17 protein-coding genes, 7 tRNA genes and 1 rRNA gene are annotated in these 17,839 nt (G+C 58.9%); 23 read left to right on the forward strand and 2 right to left on the reverse strand.

Annotation, left to right across the window (positions count from 1 at the left end):
• The 8 genes from PV407_RS14145 to PV407_RS14180 all read left to right on the forward strand — a co-directional run.
• Positions 1-120, forward strand: a 23S ribosomal RNA gene (locus tag PV407_RS14145); the annotation flags it as partial.
• 49 nt (positions 121-169) lie between these two features.
• Positions 170-255, forward strand: a tRNA-Ser gene (locus tag PV407_RS14150).
• A gap of 37 nt (positions 256-292) precedes the next feature.
• A tRNA-Met gene (locus PV407_RS14155) sits at positions 293-369 on the forward strand.
• Between the two features lie 11 nt (positions 370-380).
• Positions 381-456, forward strand: a tRNA-Val gene (locus PV407_RS14160).
• Between the two features lie 57 nt (positions 457-513).
• A tRNA-Asp gene (locus PV407_RS14165) sits at positions 514-590 on the forward strand.
• A gap of 145 nt (positions 591-735) precedes the next feature.
• A tRNA-Phe gene (locus PV407_RS14170) sits at positions 736-808 on the forward strand.
• A gap of 43 nt (positions 809-851) precedes the next feature.
• Positions 852-934: transfer RNA gene (locus PV407_RS14175), tRNA-Tyr, on the forward strand.
• Between the two features lie 62 nt (positions 935-996).
• Positions 997-1,069, forward strand: a tRNA-Lys gene (locus PV407_RS14180).
• Between the two features lie 1,019 nt (positions 1,070-2,088).
• On the opposite strand, the gene PV407_RS14185 is transcribed toward PV407_RS14180, so the two are convergent.
• Positions 2,089-2,400, reverse strand: coding sequence for an MTH1187 family thiamine-binding protein (locus PV407_RS14185; protein WP_332090580.1), 312 nt, complete (start codon positions 2,398-2,400; stop codon positions 2,089-2,091).
• Between the two features lie 97 nt (positions 2,401-2,497).
• On the reverse strand, positions 2,498-3,772 hold the full coding sequence (gene larA / locus PV407_RS14190) for a nickel-dependent lactate racemase (RefSeq protein WP_442951661.1): 1,275 nt from the start codon (positions 3,770-3,772) through the stop codon (positions 2,498-2,500).
• A 149-nt stretch (positions 3,773-3,921) separates the two neighbouring features.
• Between larA and PV407_RS14195 the strand changes: the two genes are divergently transcribed.
• The 15 genes from PV407_RS14195 (at position 3,922) to PV407_RS14265 (ending at position 17,730) form a co-directional block, all read left to right on the forward strand.
• Positions 3,922-5,016, forward strand: a complete 1,095-nt coding sequence (locus PV407_RS14195; protein WP_332090581.1) for a PucR family transcriptional regulator — start codon at positions 3,922-3,924, stop codon at positions 5,014-5,016.
• Positions 5,017-5,104: 88 nt separating this feature from the next.
• Positions 5,105-6,223, forward strand: a complete 1,119-nt coding sequence (locus tag PV407_RS14200) for an ABC transporter ATP-binding protein (protein ID WP_332090582.1) — start codon at positions 5,105-5,107, stop codon at positions 6,221-6,223.
• A gap of 149 nt (positions 6,224-6,372) precedes the next feature.
• Positions 6,373-7,314 carry an HPr(Ser) kinase/phosphatase gene (hprK, locus tag PV407_RS14205; protein ID WP_332090583.1) on the forward strand — a complete coding sequence of 314 codons (942 nt, stop codon included), beginning with the start codon at positions 6,373-6,375 and terminating at the stop codon, positions 7,312-7,314.
• Positions 7,315-7,350: 36 nt separating this feature from the next.
• A complete protein-coding gene (gene lgt, locus PV407_RS14210; RefSeq protein ID WP_332090584.1) occupies positions 7,351-8,292 on the forward strand; it encodes a prolipoprotein diacylglyceryl transferase in 942 nt (313 codons plus the stop codon).
• Positions 8,293-8,339: 47 nt separating this feature from the next.
• Positions 8,340-8,981: a pyrophosphatase PpaX gene (gene ppaX / locus PV407_RS14215; RefSeq protein WP_332090585.1), complete on the forward strand. Its 642-nt coding sequence runs from the start codon at positions 8,340-8,342 to the stop codon at positions 8,979-8,981.
• 54 nt (positions 8,982-9,035) lie between these two features.
• Positions 9,036-9,524 carry an acyltransferase gene (locus PV407_RS14220; RefSeq protein ID WP_332090586.1) on the forward strand — a complete coding sequence of 163 codons (489 nt, stop codon included), beginning with the start codon at positions 9,036-9,038 and terminating at the stop codon, positions 9,522-9,524.
• A 275-nt stretch (positions 9,525-9,799) separates the two neighbouring features.
• Complete coding sequence (locus PV407_RS14225) at positions 9,800-10,981, forward strand: ATP phosphoribosyltransferase regulatory subunit (protein ID WP_332090587.1); 1,182 nt, start codon at positions 9,800-9,802, stop codon at positions 10,979-10,981.
• 20 nt (positions 10,982-11,001) lie between these two features.
• Positions 11,002-11,655, forward strand: coding sequence for an ATP phosphoribosyltransferase (gene hisG, locus PV407_RS14230; RefSeq protein ID WP_332090588.1), 654 nt, complete (start codon positions 11,002-11,004; stop codon positions 11,653-11,655).
• Positions 11,656-11,661: 6 nt separating this feature from the next.
• On the forward strand, positions 11,662-12,954 hold the full coding sequence (gene hisD / locus PV407_RS14235; RefSeq protein WP_332090589.1) for a histidinol dehydrogenase: 1,293 nt from the start codon (positions 11,662-11,664) through the stop codon (positions 12,952-12,954).
• Positions 12,951-13,559, forward strand: a complete 609-nt coding sequence (gene hisB, locus PV407_RS14240) for an imidazoleglycerol-phosphate dehydratase HisB (RefSeq protein WP_332090590.1) — start codon at positions 12,951-12,953, stop codon at positions 13,557-13,559. The genes hisD and hisB overlap by 4 nt, the downstream gene beginning before the upstream one ends.
• Positions 13,560-13,562: 3 nt before the next feature.
• On the forward strand, positions 13,563-14,207 hold the full coding sequence (gene hisH / locus PV407_RS14245) for an imidazole glycerol phosphate synthase subunit HisH (RefSeq protein ID WP_332090591.1): 645 nt from the start codon (positions 13,563-13,565) through the stop codon (positions 14,205-14,207).
• Positions 14,204-14,956: a phosphoribosylformimino-5-aminoimidazole carboxamide ribotide isomerase gene (gene hisA / locus PV407_RS14250; RefSeq protein ID WP_332090592.1), complete on the forward strand. Its 753-nt coding sequence runs from the start codon at positions 14,204-14,206 to the stop codon at positions 14,954-14,956. The genes hisH and hisA overlap by 4 nt, the downstream gene beginning before the upstream one ends.
• 44 nt (positions 14,957-15,000) lie before the next feature.
• The gene (gene hisF / locus PV407_RS14255) at positions 15,001-15,759 is read left to right on the forward strand and encodes an imidazole glycerol phosphate synthase subunit HisF (protein ID WP_332090593.1); all 759 of its coding nucleotides are present in this window, start codon (positions 15,001-15,003) and stop codon (positions 15,757-15,759) included.
• Positions 15,756-16,448, forward strand: a complete 693-nt coding sequence (hisIE, locus tag PV407_RS14260) for a bifunctional phosphoribosyl-AMP cyclohydrolase/phosphoribosyl-ATP diphosphatase HisIE (RefSeq protein ID WP_332090594.1) — start codon at positions 15,756-15,758, stop codon at positions 16,446-16,448. Before hisF ends, hisIE begins: the two co-directional genes overlap by 4 nt.
• 331 nt (positions 16,449-16,779) lie before the next feature.
• Positions 16,780-17,730, forward strand: a complete 951-nt coding sequence (locus tag PV407_RS14265; RefSeq protein ID WP_332090595.1) for a ribose-phosphate diphosphokinase — start codon at positions 16,780-16,782, stop codon at positions 17,728-17,730.
• Positions 17,731-17,839: the final 109 nt, after the last annotated feature.

Consider the following 17,839-nt stretch of genomic DNA (forward strand, 5'->3'; position numbering starts at 1 on the left):
CTCAAGATGAGATTTCCCAATTCGTAAGACCCCTGGTAGACGACCAGGTTGATAGGTTCGGGGTGGAAGCGCAGCAATGCGTGCAGCTGACGAATACTAATCGGTCGAGGGCTTATCCAAAACATCGCTTCACTCGTTCGTTTCGCATTCAGTTTTCAGGGAATAACATGGAGAGGTACCCAAGAGGCCGAAGGGGGCGCTTTGCTAAAGCGTTAGGGTGTAACAGCCGCGAGGGTTCGAATCCCTCTCTCTCCGTTTACTACCTGCAGGTAAACTTTTTACCTGTTATGATGGCGGTGTAGCTCAGCTGGCTAGAGCGTACGGTTCATACCCGTGAGGTCGTGGGTTCGATTCCCTCCGCCGCTACCATCTTTTCATAAGGACGCTTAGCTCAGCTGGGAGAGCATCTGCCTTACAAGCAGAGGGTCGGCGGTTCGATCCCGTCAGCGTCCACCATCAATTTCCTCGATTGCGTATGAAGCCGTTCGGGGATTCTAGAAAGACCATCGTTATGGAGCTGTGGTGTAGAGGCCTAACATGCCTGCCTGTCACGCAGGAGACCGCGGGTTCGAATCCCGTCAGCTCCGCCATTTGTATTACCCGAGAATACGGGATGAGAACCTTCAGGTTCGTCGAAGCGTTGCTTCGTTAGTATCCGCTTCGCAGTCTCGGAACGAAGTGGAGAGTATCCCGTCAGCTCCGCCATTATTTCTTTTCACCCCTACAACTACATATGGCTCGGTAGCTCAGTTGGTAGAGCAGAGGACTGAAAATCCTCGTGTCGGCGGTTCGATTCCGTCCCGAGCCACCTTGTATGTCCGCAAGCATGCAGATGCTGAAGGGCAGCGCATGGAGGCTTAGCGAAGTGGCCAAACGCAGCAGACTGTAAATCTGTTCTCTTACGAGTTCGGTGGTTCGAATCCATCAGCCTCCATCATTTCGCATTACCGCTTGATCTTTGGATCAGGTTCGCTTTAGAGCACTTATTCTAAATGCGAGCCATTAGCTCAGTTGGTAGAGCACCTGACTTTTAATCAGGGTGTCGTAGGTTCGAGTCCTACATGGCTCATCATGCCTCGTCGCGTGCTAGCGGCGAGGTTTTTATCTTTGTAAGCAAAGAAGGTTCTTTCCCCAAACAGGCGGCGAGAACCTTTTTTTTGTTATCGATAGAGAATATTAACTTCCCTAAAGAGCAGCGAAGTTAAACATTTTTTGCCAAGAACAAGCTCTATTCGGTTTATCTTTTTTGAGGATCTCTCGGTACTTGGACGACTTTATCGATGCTGCGGGCGAGGGGACGGGAATACAGGTATCTTTGCAGTTTGGTAAACGGAGAGGACGCTAAAGGATGTAGCGAGCAGCGCCTTTCGTTTCCGCGTCCGGCGTATCCTGATCCTGCCGGCCAATCGAATCGAACAAACGGGAAAACTTCCTGTTCACTCGCTCTCCTATAGGCATCGTGTCGAAATACCGGGAGAAGCTCCCGATAAAATGGCGTCGCATCGGCGAAAGCCAGAAATAGACGAATGTAACGGGACGTTTTCCCGTTGTTTTGCCCGGAAACGGGAAACGACCGAAAATAGCGGGAGCATTTCCATCTCGCTTCCCGCTCCGCTGACGTTTCGGCGTGCACTAAGGATCAGGTTGCACAGAAAAACCGTCAGTTCTGGCGGTCTTTCTAAGGCATCGCTCGGCAACGGGGAGCCGTGTCGGCCCGATGGAACGAATCGTAGGATGCTTATCGGCGTAAAAAACGATCGTTTTTCAGGCTAACGAATCCGGATATCGCTATCCAGCCCAAAATGGAAGAAAACGGTCCGGTTTGCCGGTAAAAGCGATACGGGAGTTCGTTAAAAAATTCAACCCCCCGCTTTCGGCTCCGATAACGTTTTTTCGATTCGTTAGCCGCTTGTCCGTTAGACCGGGTTCCTGAGCGGAATGAAGTCGAACATCCGCTCTCTGGAGCTCAGCGGGAAGGGGCACCTAGCGCGGAACGATCGCGGCCGCCTTTGATGTCGTGTTGCTATCGTCAAACATAACAGGTCCGTCCGGTGTATTTCCGGACGGCTCTCGCTGACCGCAACGAGGTTAAGACGAGCGCAAACGTTCGGCGACGGATTGCATTTTTTGCTCCATGGACGAATGGTGGTCCCGGCGATCGTCGATTTTGACCGACGTGCATACCCGGTTTGCGCCTCCGGCAAAGGGCGACTCGTGCAAAAGACGCACGACGTGAAGCAAATCGGACAAATCCCCTTCGATGATCGTGCTCATCGGCGTCAGCTGATAGCGGATCGACTCTCCGGCCTGCTCCAAAATACGCTGCATATCCGCCACGTAGCGGCTCAAGCTGGTCGATTCGGTTCCTACGGGAATCACGGTGACTTCCACGATCGGCATGGTCGGCCTCCTCCTCCTTATCCCTCTCCATGATTGATTCCATTGTACCCGTTCGTCGCCGAATAGCCAATGGAGGCACGCCGGTCCGGCCCCGATCTCACGATTCGGATAATGGAAAGGTCAGCGCCCCATAAGGCATAAAGGCCGCCTCGCAGCTTGCCGATCGGCTCAGCCGATTTAACGTTTCCTCCAAATTGCGAACCGGAATGAGGCCGGCCAGCTCGACGATCGGTTCGGGCATATCCGAGTATAAATGAACGGTTTGATGGGTGACGATGTCGTCGATATGGGTCACTTTGTGCGCCCCCAGCACGAATTGCTGACGAAGCTTGGCGGCGATCGCCCGGCGATCTTGTCCGGTTTCGACCCAGTGCTGAAAAATGCCGCTGCCGAAATGCTCCTCGCAGCGCGCCAGCAGCATGATCGAGCCGCCCGACTTCGCAAAAGCCGACGCGTTCTGCAGCGTTTTAATCGCTTGGTACAAGGACGCATCTTTCGGATGGCCGCCCGTCGACGCCACGACAACGTCGAACTTCTTATCCGCCGGAATGAAAAAACGGGCGCGCGCGGCCGCAAGCCCGCGGCGGTGCGTAGCGGCCAACTCGCCCGCGAAAGCGTCGAGCAGCTCCCGCCGATGGTTCGCGATGACGTTGAACAAGAAGTGGATCGGCACGGCCGAATGCGCTTCCTCCAAATCGCGATGAATCGGATTGTCGGGATCGCCGAGACGCGCTTTGTAGCGCTGCGACAAGGCGTGATTCGTTTCGATGCACCGCCGGGAAGCGACGCCGGGAACGAGCGCCTTGACGCCCCCCGATACGCCGACCAGCCGGTGCGGCTCGATTCCTCCGGTCGCGATTCGCAGATCGGCTTCGACCACGTCGCGGTTAATTTCGATCGGCGTGCCGTTTCGGGTCGTCCCGACATGCACGCAATGTTCGGGATAAGGCGAATGGTTGGCGACCTCGACGCGGCCATATACGCTGTCTCCGACGAGCTGCTTCAATTCGTCCGTCGTATGCTGCCGGTGCATGCCGAGAGCGACGACGATCCGGATACGGTCGTCGGAAATCCCCCCTCGATTCAACGATTCGAGCAAAGCGGGCAAAAACAAATGGCTCGGACACAAGCGGGTTCCGTCGCTGATCAAAATGACGGCGCGCTTGCGGCCGACCGCCAATTCGTCAAGACGTTTGCCCCGAACCGGCTGCCGCAGCGCTTCCCGGATAAGCGCGTCGGGCGCCGCCGATGCGGCGGACCGGTATTCCAGCACGGTCGGCGGAATGCGTCCGTTCCATGGGACGGGAATTTGGGAGTTGCCGTATGGAAGTAAGATGGAGCTTCCCTTCTTTCCGTTAGGTCTGAGACGTATTGTGCGCCGTTTCGGAAAAAAAATGCCGTCCGATCCGGCCAGGTCCCGTCTGCCATCGCCAAATCAAGGAAGGGCGCCGCGGTTTTCATCGGTATTGAAAATGTGTATCATTGAAGTAGAAAAGCGCGAGCAGCGGGAGGGCATTCATCATGACGCTATGGGATCGGATCAAGCAGCAATTGGAACGCATACTCGGAACCGAATTCAGGCTCGAACGATTGCCTGCAGCGCAATGGCGCAATGCCGAGAACGTCTCCGGAACGGCCGACAAAAGCCGTTCGATCGACGGACGATATTACTTTTATTTATACAAGGACGGCGGTCACGTCCTGACCGTATCGGCGGAAGAGGCCATGCTGACGGCGTCGGAAAAGCAGCTGGTCGAGCTGATGCTGGAAGCGCACCGCGCGCAGCACAAGCCGCCCGCGCCGTCCGTACATTCGGAGGACGAACGCAAATCCCAGCTCATCCGGTCGTGGGTCGCCGAGCAGCTGGAGAAGGGCGTTACCGACGCGGAGCTTCCCGATACCGTAGCGACCAACTTCGCCTTGTACGCTTCCAAAATCCCGCTGCTCGTTTACGGCGATTATTCGGATCAGCGCAAAGCGGCGTACCAGGATTTGAAAAAGCTGCTGGAGACGTTTTTCGACGCGGAAATCGCGCTCATTCCGCTGCTGGAAAAAGAATGGCTCGTGCTCGGGCCGGAATCGCTGCTGCAGGAAAGCGGCGAGGGAGAAGAAGAAACGACGGAGGAAATGCTGGCCACGCTCGCGAACGCGCTTCACGAAATGCTTGCGACGGAGTGGGTGGGCGAATGCCACGTGGCCGTCGATTATCCGATGCTGCCGGCCAAATCGCTGCTCGCTTCCGTCTGCAGGCTGCGGGAGACGATGAGCCTCGGCCGCACGTATCACGTCGCCGACAATATCCATATGCCGTGGAAGCTGCAGCTGGAGAAGCTGCTGCATCCGATCGGCGAAGAGCAGAGGCAGCTGTTCCTCGAACGGGTGCTGAAAAGGGTCGACATGCTGAAAGACGCGGAAATGCTGACGACGCTCGAGCAGTTTATCGCGCTCGATTGCAGCGTGAGCGAGACCGCCAAAAAGCTGTTCATTCACCGCAATACGCTGCTGTACCGGCTCGACAAATTCAAGCAGGAGACCGGGCTCGACGTCCGCACGTTCCACCATGCGCTTCTTGTGCACGTCGCGCTGCTTTTGTACAAAGTAACGAAAAGAGCGTGATTTTTTTGTAAGCAATGTGCATAGTCTTGGAATTGGACGTAGGTTAATATAGACATATGCGAATCATGAATAATAGGGGGAATGAACCATGGCAGGTTTGCGTTTGAACCACATCGTGAAAAAGTATCCGGGAGCCGCCGAAGCGACGGTTAAAGATTTCAACCTGGAGATCAAGGACAAAGAGTTCCTCGTACTCGTAGGCGCATCCGGTTGCGGCAAATCGACGACGCTCCGCATGATCGCCGGTCTTGAAGAAATCACTTCCGGAGAGCTTTATATCGGGGATCGTCTCGTAAACGACGTCGCGCCGAAAGACCGCGACATCGCGATGGTATTCCAATCCTATGCTCTGTATCCGCACATGAACGTTTATCAAAACATGGCGTTCGGTTTGAAACTGCGCAAATTCAAAAAAGCCGAAATCGACGCACGCGTGCGCGAAGCGGCTAAAATTCTCGATATTGAAATGCTGCTCGACCGCAAGCCGAAGGCTCTGTCCGGCGGTCAGCGCCAGCGCGTCGCCTTGGGACGCGCGATCGTCCGCGATCCGCAAGTGTTCCTGATGGACGAACCGCTCTCCAACCTGGACGCCAAGCTGCGCGTACAGATGCGCGCCGAAATCAGCAAGCTGGCGAAGCGTCTCGAAACGACCGTCGTATACGTAACGCACGACCAGACGGAAGCGATGACGATGGGCGACCGGATCGTCGTCATGCACCAAGGCATCATCCAGCAAGCGGCTTCTCCCGAAGAAATTTACAACTTCCCGCTCAATATGTATGTAGCCGGCTTTATCGGTTCGCCTTCGATGAACTTCATTCACGGTTCGCTTATCGAATCCGGCGGCAAAGTGCGCTTCAAGTCGCAAGGCGTCGACGTCGTTTTGCCGGAAGGCAAAGCGCAAATTCTTCGCGATAAAGGCTACATCAACAAAGAAGTGGTGTTCGGGATCCGTCCGGAAGATTTGCACGACGAGCCGATCTTCATGGAAGGCTCTCCGGAAAGCCACGTGACCGCGACGATCGAAGTTTCGGAAAACCTCGGTCACGAAGTGCAGCTCCACTTGAGCGGACTCGGCACGCAAACGATCGTGGCGCGCGTCGACGGCCGTTCCGGCTTCAAGGAAGGCATGAGCATCAAACTGGCGATGGACATGAACAAAATTCATATTTTCGACAAAGAAACCGAAGTAAACGTACTTCTGTAAGAAATCGCAGAGGAAGGCCGGCGGATGACGCCGGCCTTTCTTTTTTTTCGGAGCGGCGGCAAGCGGTTTGCCCCGGGCAGTTGAAGGTTGCTTTCCCAACGCATTTCCATTACGATGAAAACATTGGATCATAAAGGAGACGTCAGGCAATGGGGAAAAAGACGAAAGTGTCCGACCTCGTCCACAATTTTCACCTCGAGGTCGTGACCGGAGAAGAAGGGCTCGGACGGCTGATCAAAGTCGCGGACATGTATCGGCCGGGCTTGGAAATGGCGGGCTATTTCGCTTATCATCCCCGGGAACGGGTGCAAATATTGGGACGGACGGAGCTGACGTTTTTCGAGACGTTGTCCGCCGAGGATCGGTTCGACCGGATCACGAAGCTGTGCAGGGAAGAGGAGACGCCGTGCATTATCGTGACGCGCGGTCTGGCCGTTCCGCAGGAGCTCATTCGCGAAGCGTCGGCGCGGGGACTCCCGGTGCTCCGCAGTCCGCTGGCGACGACGACGCTCGTCAGCCGCATCACCGATTATTTGGAGAACAAGCTCGCGCCGACGACGACGATCCACGGCGTTCTCGTCGAAGTATACGGCATCGGCATGCTCATTACGGGCAGCAGCGGCATCGGCAAAAGCGAAACCGCGCTGGAGCTCGTCAAGCGGGGACATCGGCTCATCGCGGACGACGCGGTGGAAATTCACCAGACGGCCGATCACGTGCTGATCGGCAACGCGCCCGAGCTGATCAAATATTTGCTGGAAATTCGCGGCGTCGGCATCATTAACGTCATGACGCTGTTCGGGGCGGGCGCGATCCGGACGAACAAAAAAATATCGCTCGTCATCCGGCTGGAGACGTGGCAGCAGGACAAAGAGTACGACCGGCTCGGCCTCGACGAGGAGCTGACCCGCATTATCGACACCGATCTGCCGCTCGTGACGATTCCGGTTCGCCCCGGACGAAACCTGGCGGTCATTATCGAGGTCGCCGGCATGAATTACCGGCTGAAGCGAATGGGCTACAATGCGGCGCTGCAATTCACGAACAAGCTGACCGAATCGATATCCGGAGACCTGGACGACCCGGAATAACCGGCCGTTCGAAACTGTTGCTGAAGGAGATGGCATATGGCTTATTTGCTCGATCCGATCGCGTTTTCGCTTGGACCGATAACGGTCCGTTGGTACGGCATTATTTTGGGCACGGCGGCGCTCGTTGGATTGTGGCTGGCGGTCATGGAAGGGAAACGGTTCAAAATTCCGCCCGACTTCTTTATGGACTTGCTGCTGATCGGCGTCCCGTCGGCCATTATCGGCGCCCGGATTTATTACGTCGCGTTCAAATGGGACGCATACAAAAACAACCCGCTGGAAATATTCCAGATATGGCACGGCGGCATCGCGATATACGGCGCGTTAATCGGAGCGCTCATAGCCGGGTACATTTATTTTCGACGTAAAGGCTACAATTTTTGGCGCATGGTCGACATCTGCGCGCCTTCGCTCATCGTCGGGCAAATGATCGGCCGGTGGGGCAACTTCGTCAACCAGGAAGCGCACGGCGGACCGGTGTCGGAGACGTTTTTGCGGGGGACGCTTCATTTGCCGAATTGGATCGTCGACCAAATGTATATCGACGGCCAGTATTATCATCCGACGTTTTTGTACGAGTCGTTTTGGAATTTGATCGGCTTGCTGCTGCTGCTCTGGCTGCGCAGGCGTCCGTTTATGCGCGCGGGCGAGCTGTTTTTCAGCTACTTGATCTGGTATTCGGTCGGCCGGTTTTTCATCGAAGCGCTGCGCACGGACAGCCTTGCGTTTACGGCGCCGGCATGGCTCGTTTCGTTTATCGATGCGCTCTGGTCGCCGATGACGCTGCTGTTCGAACCGGGGGCGATGGAATACGGCAACGTGCGGATTTCGCAGCTGCTGGCGATTTTGATCGTAGTCGCTTCGATCGTGCTCATCGTGCTGCGCCGCAAAAAAGGATGGTCGTCGGAGCGCTATTCCGACCCGATCCGTTCGAGCAAAACGCCGGCGGCGGCGTCCGAAGCGGGCGAGGGGATTTAACACGTTCGACGGTTCGCGATATCGATATCGGATAGGAGATAGCACCATTGGCTATAACGACAGCGCTTTTTGACCTGGACGGCACGATCGTCGACACGAACGAGCTGATCATTCAATCGTTTCTGCATACGCTGGAAGGAGAAACGGCGGAGCCTTTCACGCGAGAGCGGATTATTCCGCATATGGGGTTCCCGCTGCTCGAGCAGCTCCGGTTTTTTACGGGCAAAGACGAGGTGGACGAGCTGGCGGTCAAATACCGGAAGTTCAATCTGGACAAGCACGACGAGCTGGTCAAGGAGTTCCCTTACGTGCGGGAAGTGCTGGCCGAGCTGAAACGGCGGGGCGTGCGGATGGGCGTCGTGACGAACAAAATGCGGACGACGACACTGATGGGACTGAAGCTGTGCGGGCTCGAATCGTATATGGATACGATCGTCACCGTCGACGACGTCGCCCGGGGCAAGCCGGATCCGGAGTCCGTGCTGAAGGCGCTGAAGCTGCTGAACGCACGGCCGGACGAAACGGTCATGGTCGGAGACAGCCAGTACGACATCGTGGCCGGACGGGAAGCGGGCGCGAAGACGGTCGGGGTCGCCTGGTCGCTGAAGGGCGAAGACCATCTGCGCGAGTTCAGCCCGGATTTTATCGTTCGCGATATGAGGGAGCTGCTGGACATCGTCGGCGCGTAAGCGGCGGAGCGGAGCAGGCGAGTTGCCGGAAACCAAGGATCGAGGGATGGGCCATTGAGACGAACGCAGCGATACCCGGTCGAAGGGCCGAACGCGCTATGGCAAATTTATAAAACGGTCAGCAAATGGAAGTCGGTGCGCAATTTCGTTTTTATCCAAATCGCCCGCTACTGCCCTTCGCTGCCGCTCAAAAATTGGATTTATCGCCGCGTGCTGCGCATGGAGATCGGCGACAACACGGCGTTCGCGCTCATGGTCATGGTCGACGTCTTTTTCCCCGAAAAAATTCATGTCGGCTCCAATTCGATTATCGGCTACAATACGACGATTTTGGCGCACGAGTATTTGATCGACGAATATCGGCTCGGAGACGTGCATATCGGCTCGAACGTCATGATCGGCGCCAATACGACGATATTGCCCGGGGTGACGATCGGCGACAACGCCGTGGTGGGCGCCGGCTCGGTCGTACACCGCGACGTCGAGCCGGGAACGTTCGTCGCTGGCAATCCGCTTCGCGTCATCCGCGAGGCGGAGAAATAAACCGCGCATGCTCGCGTTTCGCGCATCTTTGCCTCCTGACGGTCGGGAGGCTTTTTGCTTCCCCGGCGCCGTCCGCGACATGAACGGGAGGCGGTCCGCACCGCGCCGTATGAAAACGGCGTGAAAACGGATTGACGGTAACGCAGCGCCGTGATAAACTTACAATTACATTCTTTATTTTGGTAGTATGGTAGCATGGTATCGCTTTAACGCGGTGAAGAAAACGGGACATAAATCGCGAACCCATCAGCCATACGCCGCGAACGGGGTGTATCATGTCGAAACCGAAAGTGTTTGAAAAGCCGCCCGGCGTCAAAGATTATTTGCCGGAAACGGTCGCCAAGCTGCGGCGCATCGAAACGAATGTGCTCGAATGCATGCAAAAGTGGGGGTACCGGCAAATCGTCACCCCCACTCTCGAATATTACGATACGGTCGGGGTAGCCAGCTCGACCTCGGATCGGAAGCTGTTCAAGCTGCTGGACAAAAAAGGGACGACCGTCGTGCTGCGCTCGGAGGTGACGGCGCCGATCGCCCGCGTCGTCGCTTCGCTGCTGAAGGAGCGTCCTTTCCCGCTGCGGCTGTCGTATCATTCGAACGTGTTCCGCGCGTTCGAGGACGAGGCGGGACGCGAGGCGGAATTTTTCCAAACCGGCGTCGAGCTCGTCGGAGATTCGTCGGCCGACGCGGACGCCGAGGTCGTGGCGCTCGCGATCGCTTCCCTGAAGGCGGCGGGCATCCGCGAATTCAAAATCGCCCTCGGCCATGTCGGCTTTTTGAACGGGCTGTTCCGGGAGTCGCTTCCGGATCGTCCGGACGAGCAGAGCGCGCTGAAAGACCGGCTGCTGCAGCGCGACCATGTCGGGTACCGCAACCGGCTCCGCCAGCTGGGATTGGCCGAAACGGTTCGCGAAGAGCTGGAAGGCATTTTGCGGCTGCGCGGCGGGCAGGAAATATGCGAGCAGGCCCGGAGCCTGTCGCGGGACCGGACGGCGCAGGAGGCGATCCGGCATCTGTGCGAAGTGTGGGAGGTGCTGCAAGCTTACGGGGTAAGCGAGCATGTGCTGATCGACTTGACGATGGTCGGCGACTTCACGTATTACACCGGCATGACGTTCGAAGGGTATGCCGCCGATCTCGGCTTCCCGGTATGCAGCGGCGGCCGCTACGACAATTTGCTCGGCCAATTCGACCGCCCGGCGGCGGCGACCGGCTTCGCGCTCAAAACGAACCGGATTCTCGAGGTGGCGAATATGGAAGAGCCGGAGGCGCCGTACCGGGTGCTCGTGCTGTACGCGCCGGGCAAGGTGAAGGAAGCGCTCGCCCATGCGGGCGAGCTGCGCCGGCGCGCGAACGTCATCGTCGAGACGGCGCGCATCGACGCGGTGGCTTCGCGGAACGGAGCGCCTCCTGCGGGCGGCGGGACCGAATACGACGAAGTGATCGAGTTCGCCTGAGGATGAAAGGAAGGTTTGCGATGCAAGAACTACTGAAGGTTGCGATTCCGAAAGGAAGAAGCGTGAAGCATATACGCCGGTTGTTTCAGGAAGCGGGCATGCCTTTGCCGGAAGACCTGGACGATTCCCGCAAGTTCATCGTTCCGGTACCGGAGCTGGGGATGGAGTTTATCGTGGCGAAGCCGGCCGACGTGCCGACATACGTCGAATACGGCGTGGCGGACATCGGCATCGCCGGCAAGGACGTCATGATGGAAGAAAACCGGAACGTCTACGAGCTGCTGGACTTGGGCATCGCCCGCTGCCGGTTTTCCGTCATCGGCCTGCCCGGCTGGACGCCTTCGGCGAACCCGCGCGTCGCGAGCAAGTTTCCGAACGTCGCTTCGCAATATTTTCGCGAGAAGGGGCAGCAGGTCGAGGTGATCAAGCTGAACGGCAACGTCGAGCTCGCCCCGTTGATCGGCCTCGCCGACCGGATCGTCGATCTGGTCGAGACCGGCAATACGATCCGCGAAAACGGGCTCGCGGAGCTGGAGAAAATCGCCGACATTACGAGCCGGCTGATCGCGAACCGCGTCAGCTACCGGATGAAAAACGACGCGGTGCAGCGGCTGTGCGACCGGCTGCAGTCGGCCATTACGGCGGCTGGCGCCGCCGCGAACGGAGGGCGGTGACGACAAATGCGCATGATGAAAGCATCGGAATTCAAGCTGGCGCGCGAGGTGGAGTACGGCACTCCCGAGCAGAACAAGACGGTCGCGGCCATTCTCGAAAGCGTACGTACCGAAGGCGACGCCGCGGTGCTGCGCTTTACGGAGCAGTTCGACAAGGCGAAGCTGAGCGCCGGACAGCTTCGCGTCACGGAGCAAGAAATACGGGCGGCGTACGACAAGGTCGAGAAACCGTTCATCGAAGCGCTCCGCCGTGCTGCGGCCAATATCCGCAGCTTTCACGAAAAGCAGAAGCGCGCGACCTGGATGGACGTTCAACCGGACGGCACGATGCTCGGACAGCTGATCCGGCCGCTGCGTCGGGTCGGTTTGTACGTTCCGGGCGGCAAGGCGGCCTATCCGTCGTCCGTGCTTATGAACGCCATTCCGGCGCAGGTGGCGGGCGTGCCGGAAATCGTCATGGTGACGCCGGCGTCCACGGGCGGCAAGGAAGGAATCGATCCGTACATTCTCGTCGCGGCGGCGGAAGCCGGCATCGGCGAAATGTACCGGGTCGGCGGAGCGCAGGCGGTCGCGGCGCTCGCCTACGGCACGGAGACGATACCGCCGGTCGATAAAATCGTCGGGCCGGGCAACATTTACGTCGCGCTGGCGAAACGGTCCGTCTACGGCGTCGTCGACATCGACAGCATCGCCGGACCGAGCGAAATTCTCGTGCTCGCCGACGACGGCGCGGACCCGGCGTATATCGCCGCCGACCTGCTGTCGCAGGCGGAGCACGACGAGATGGCGTCGTCGATCCTCGTGACGACGTCGCCCGCGCTTGCCGAGGCGGTGAGCGCGGAGGTGGAGCGCCAGCTCGAGGCGCTGCCGCGAAAAGCGATCGCCGGACAGTCGATCCGCGAACGAGGCGCCATCTTGCTGGCGGACAGCGAAGCCGAGGCGATCGCGACGTCGAACCGGCTCGCGCCGGAGCACCTCGAGCTGCTCGTCCGGGAGCCGTTCGGCTGGCTCGGCCGGATCGAGAACGCGGGCGCGATCTTCGTCGGCCCGTACAGCACGGAGCCGGTCGGCGACTACTTCGCCGGACCGAACCATATTTTGCCGACGAACGGAACGGCGCGGTTCTCGTCGCCGCTCGGCGTCGACGATTTCGTCAAAAAATCGAGCGTCATCCATTACAGCAAGGAAGCGCTGCTGCGCGACGGCGAATATATCGTGACGCTGGCCAAACACGAAGGACTGGAAGCCCATGCGCGGGCGGTCCAGATCCGATTGGAGAAGGAAGGGAAGCGCCCATGAGCGAAACGACGAACCGGCCGCTGCGAGCGGCCTCGATCGACCGGAAAACGAACGAAACGCACATCAAGCTTTCGCTGAACGTGGACGGCACCGGCGTGTCGGAGATCGCGACCGACGTCCATTTCATGAACCATATGCTCGACCTGTTTACGAAGCACGGGCAGTTCGACCTTCGCGTCGAGGCGGAAGGCGACATCGAAATCGACGACCATCATACGACCGAAGACATCGGCATTTGTCTCGGCCAGGCGCTGCGCGAGGCGCTCGGCGACAAGCGGGGCATCAAGCGGTACGCCAACGTGTTCGTGCCGATGGACGAAGCGCTCGCTCAGGTGGCGATCGACGTCAGCAACCGGCCGCACCTCGAATACCGGGCCGAGTTTCCGTCGGCGCAGGTGGGCAGCTTCACGACCGAGCTCGTGCACGAGTTTTTGTGGAAGTTCGCGCTGGAAGCGCGCATTACGCTGCACGTCATCGTCCATTACGGACGCAACACGCACCATATGGTGGAGGCGATTTTCAAGGCGCTCGGCCGCGCGCTCGACGAGGCGACCTCGATCGATCCGCGCGTAACCGGCGTTCCTTCCACGAAAGGAGTGCTCTGACGCGTGATCGCCATTATCGATTACGGCATGGGAAATTTGCACAGCGTGAGCAAAGCGGTCGAGCGGCTCGGATACGAGGCGCGGCTGACGTCGAGCCCGGACGAAATCGCGGCTGCGGACGGCGCGATATTGCCGGGAGTCGGTGCGTTCGGGGACGCGATGGGCAATCTTCGCGAAACCGGCCTTCTCGATGCGGTGCTGCGCTACGCGGATAGCGGCAAGCCGCTGCTCGGCATCTGTCTCGGCATGCAGCTGCTGTTCGCCGAAAGCGAGGAGCACGGCCGCCACGAAGGGCTCGGCCTGCTGCCGGGCAAAGTGATCCGGTTCCGCGGCCCTTACAAGGTGCCGCATATGGGCTGGAACCGTCTGTCGTTCCGCCGTCCTTCCCCGCTGCTCGAAGGGCTGGACGAAGGCTACGTCTACTTCGTTCATTCGTACCATGCGATTCCGGGGCGGGTGGACGATCTGCTCGCGACGGCCGACTATTACCAGGCGGTGACGGCCGTCGTCGGCCGGGACAACGTGTACGGCATGCAGTTTCACCCGGAGAAAAGCGGCGAGCTCGGCATGCGGCTGCTCGGCAACTTTTTGAAGCTGTGCGGGCAAGCGCCGCAAACGGCGGCGATCGAGGCGGGGAACGCGCAATGAAATTCCGGCCGTGCATCGACATTCATCAAGGCAAAGTGAAGCAAATCGTCGGCGAAACGCTGCAGAGCGATCCGAGCCGCGTCGTCGAAAATTTCGTCTCCGGCCATACGCCGGACCATTACGCGGCCATGTACCGCGAAGACGGCTTGACCGGCGGCCATATTATCATGCTGGGCGGCGGCAACGAGGCGGCGGCCGAGCTCGCGCTTCGCGCCTACCCCGGCGGCATGCAGATCGGCGGAGGCATCAACGGGGATAACGCGCTGCGTTATATCGAGCTGGGCGCCTCGCACGTCATCGTCACCTCGTACATTTTCCGGGACGGCAAGCTGGACATGGACCGGCTGGAAGCCCTCGCGGCCAAAGTCGGCAAAGAGCGGCTCGTCATCGATTTGAGCTGCAAGGAGAAGGACGGCAGCTATTACGTCGTCACGAACCAATGGCGGACGTTCAGCGATTTCGAAGTGAACGCCTCGGGCATCGCGCGGCTGGAAGCATATTGCGACGAATTTCTCATTCATGCCGTGGACGTGGAAGGGAAGCGCGAAGGCGTGCAGGAGAAGCTGGCGGCAAGTCTCGCGGAATGGACGACCATACCGACGACGTACGCCGGAGGAGCCCGCTCGCTGGCCGACCTCGAACGGTTCCGCGACATTACGGGCGGCAGGCTCGACATTACGATCGGCAGCGCGCTGGACATTTTCGGCGGACAGCTTCCGTACCGCGACGTTATCGCGTTTTGCCGCTAAGCAAGGCGAACGTTTATCATAGCCAAAAAAGGAGGGGAGAGTCCATGCTGGCGAAACGTATTATCCCGTGCCTGGACGTCAAAGACGGCCGCGTCGTAAAGGGCGTCAATTTCGTCAATTTGCGCGACGCCGGCGATCCGGTCGAGCTGGCGGCGGCCTACGACCGGGAAGGCGCCGACGAGCTCGTGTTTCTGGACATCTCGGCATCGTACGAAGGCCGCGCGACGATGGTCGAAGTCGTGAAGCAGACGGCCGGGGAAATTACGATCCCGTTCACCGTCGGCGGGGGCATCTCGAGCGTCGACGATATGAAACGGCTGCTGCGCGCGGGCGCCGACAAAATCGGCATCAATACCGCCGCCGTCAAAAATCCGCGGCTCGTCGCGGACGGCGCGACGAAGTTCGGCTCCCAATGCATCGTCGTGGCGATCGACGCCAAATATAACGAGGCGTGGGACGAATGGGAAGTGTACACGCACGGCGGACGAAACGCGACCGGCATCAAGGCGCTCGAATGGGCGCAGCAGGCCGAGGCGCTCGGCGCCGGCGAGCTGCTGCTGACGAGCATGGATGCGGACGGCACGAAGGACGGCTTCGACCTGAAGCTGACCCGCGCCGTTTCCGAAGCCGTGGGCATTCCGGTCGTCGCCTCGGGCGGAGCGGGACGCAAGGAGCATTTCTACGACGTGTTCACGCAAGGGAAGGCGGACGCGGGCTTGGCCGCGACCGTGTTTCACTATAAGGAAATGACGATAGAGGAAGTCAAACGCGACTTGATCGCCAAAGGGGTGGAAATTCGATGAGCGGACAATCGTTCGAGCGGCTGGCGGAATCGATCAAGTGGGACGGGCAAGGACTCGTGCCGGCGATCGTTCAGGACGCGGTAAGCAAAGAGGTGCTGATGCTCGCTTACATGAACAAGGAGTCGCTCCGGCTCACCCTCGAATCGGGCGAAACGTGGTTTTGGAGCCGCTCCCGCTCCGAGCTGTGGCATAAAGGCGCGACGAGCGGCCATATCCAGAAGGTGCGCTCGCTGCGGTACGACTGCGACGGCGATACGCTGCTCGTCAAGGTCGAGCAGACCGGTCCGGCCTGTCATACGGGGGCGTACAGCTGCTTTCACAACGAGGCGGCTCCGTCGGCCGCGGCGGCGGTCGCGGATCGGCCGTCCGACGCGGGACGCTACGACATTCTGGACAAGCTGGAAGCGATTATCGCGCAGCGCGACGCCGAGCGTCCGGAAGGCGCGTATACGACGTATTTGTTCGACAAGGGCGTCGACAAAATGTTGAAAAAGGTCGGCGAGGAAGCGGCCGAAGTCATTATCGCGGCGAAAAACCGCAGCCACGAGGAGCTCCGCTACGAAGCGAGCGATTTGATTTTCCATCTGCTGGTGCTGCTGCGCGAGCAGAAGCTGCCGCTCGACGACGTGCTCGCCGAGCTGGCGCGCCGCCATCTGAAGCAAAAAAGCGAATACGCGATCAGCGACTGAACGGGGCGCTGGCGCGACCAACGACGGCACTCCCTGCCGACTGCCCGCGAGCCGGGCGGCGGCGGGGTTTTTTGGCGCATTTCCGCCGTTCCGGCCGGCCGATGCCCTTTTCCAAAGGAAACGTCATCCAACATTGCCTGCAAGCCGCCTCGACAGGAAAATCCGCGCCTGTCACTTTGTGACGAATTATTGAATTGAACATTTGTATCCTTTTGAAAAAACATGTCGGCAGAGTATAATAAGGGTGGACTGCTCGGCAAGCGGTGCACTAAAGTCAAGTTAACTTTTCATGAAATGCGCTGAAAGGCTTTAACCATTCTAGGAGGTAACCATGTACAAGGATAATTGTAAAGTGTTTTCCGGATCGTCCAATCCGAAGCTGGCAGAGCGCATTTGCGTCGAGCTGGGCATTCCGCTCGGCCAAATCAAGCTGTCGCGCTTCAAAAGCGGCGAGATCTACTGCGTATACGAGGAGTCGATCCGCAATTGCGACGTGTTCCTCGTTCAAACGTTCTCGCATCCGATCAACGATCATTTCGTAGAGCTTCTCGTCATGATCGATGCGGCCAAGCGGGCATCGGCCAGAACGATCAACCTCGTTATCCCGTACTATGGTTACTCCCGGCAAGAACGCAAATCCGCACCGCGCGAACCGATTTCCGCCAAGCTCGTCGCCGACGTACTGACGACCGCGGGCGCCCACCGCGTCCTTACGGTCGATCTGCATGCGCCGGCGATTCAAGCGTTCTTTAATATACCGGTCGATCATCTGACCGCGCTGGATCTGATCAGCGATTACATTCGCAATAAACGGATCGCCAATCCCGTCGTCGTCTCGCCGGACGCCGGACGAGCCACGACCGCGGAAAATTTGGCGAACATTTTGAACGCGCCGTTCGCGATCATGATCAAGAAGCGCCACGCCCACAACGAAGCGACGATTACGCACGTCATCGGCGACGTGGAAGGGCGCACCCCGATCATCATCGAGGACATGATCGACACCGGCGGCACGATCGTCAAGGTCGTCGAAGGGCTGAAGGAGCGGGGAGCCGAAGACGCGTTCGTTTGCGCGACGCATCCGGTATTTTCCGGACCGGCGCTCGAGCGGCTCGACCATCCGAACATCCAGGAAGTAATCATAACCGATTCGCTCGCCCTGCCGGACGGACATCCGAACCGCTTCAAGGTGCTGTCGCTCGCGCATCTGTTCTCCGACGCGATCCGGATTATCAACCACGGCGGCTCGATCAGCACGCTGTTCAAATACGGCGGCGTATAAGCCGGACGTTCCGGCTTCGGCCGTTTGGCCCCCGGCGGCCGCCGCATCGACCGGTCCTCCCGCAAAGCAGGTTGTAAACCGGTCGATGTGTGTTATACTTTGAGGTAAG

Origin of the sequence: Paenibacillus sp. GYB003, from assembly GCF_036577625.1 — a bacterium.
Classification (GTDB): Bacteria; Bacillota; Bacilli; order Paenibacillales; family NBRC-103111; genus Paenibacillus_AB.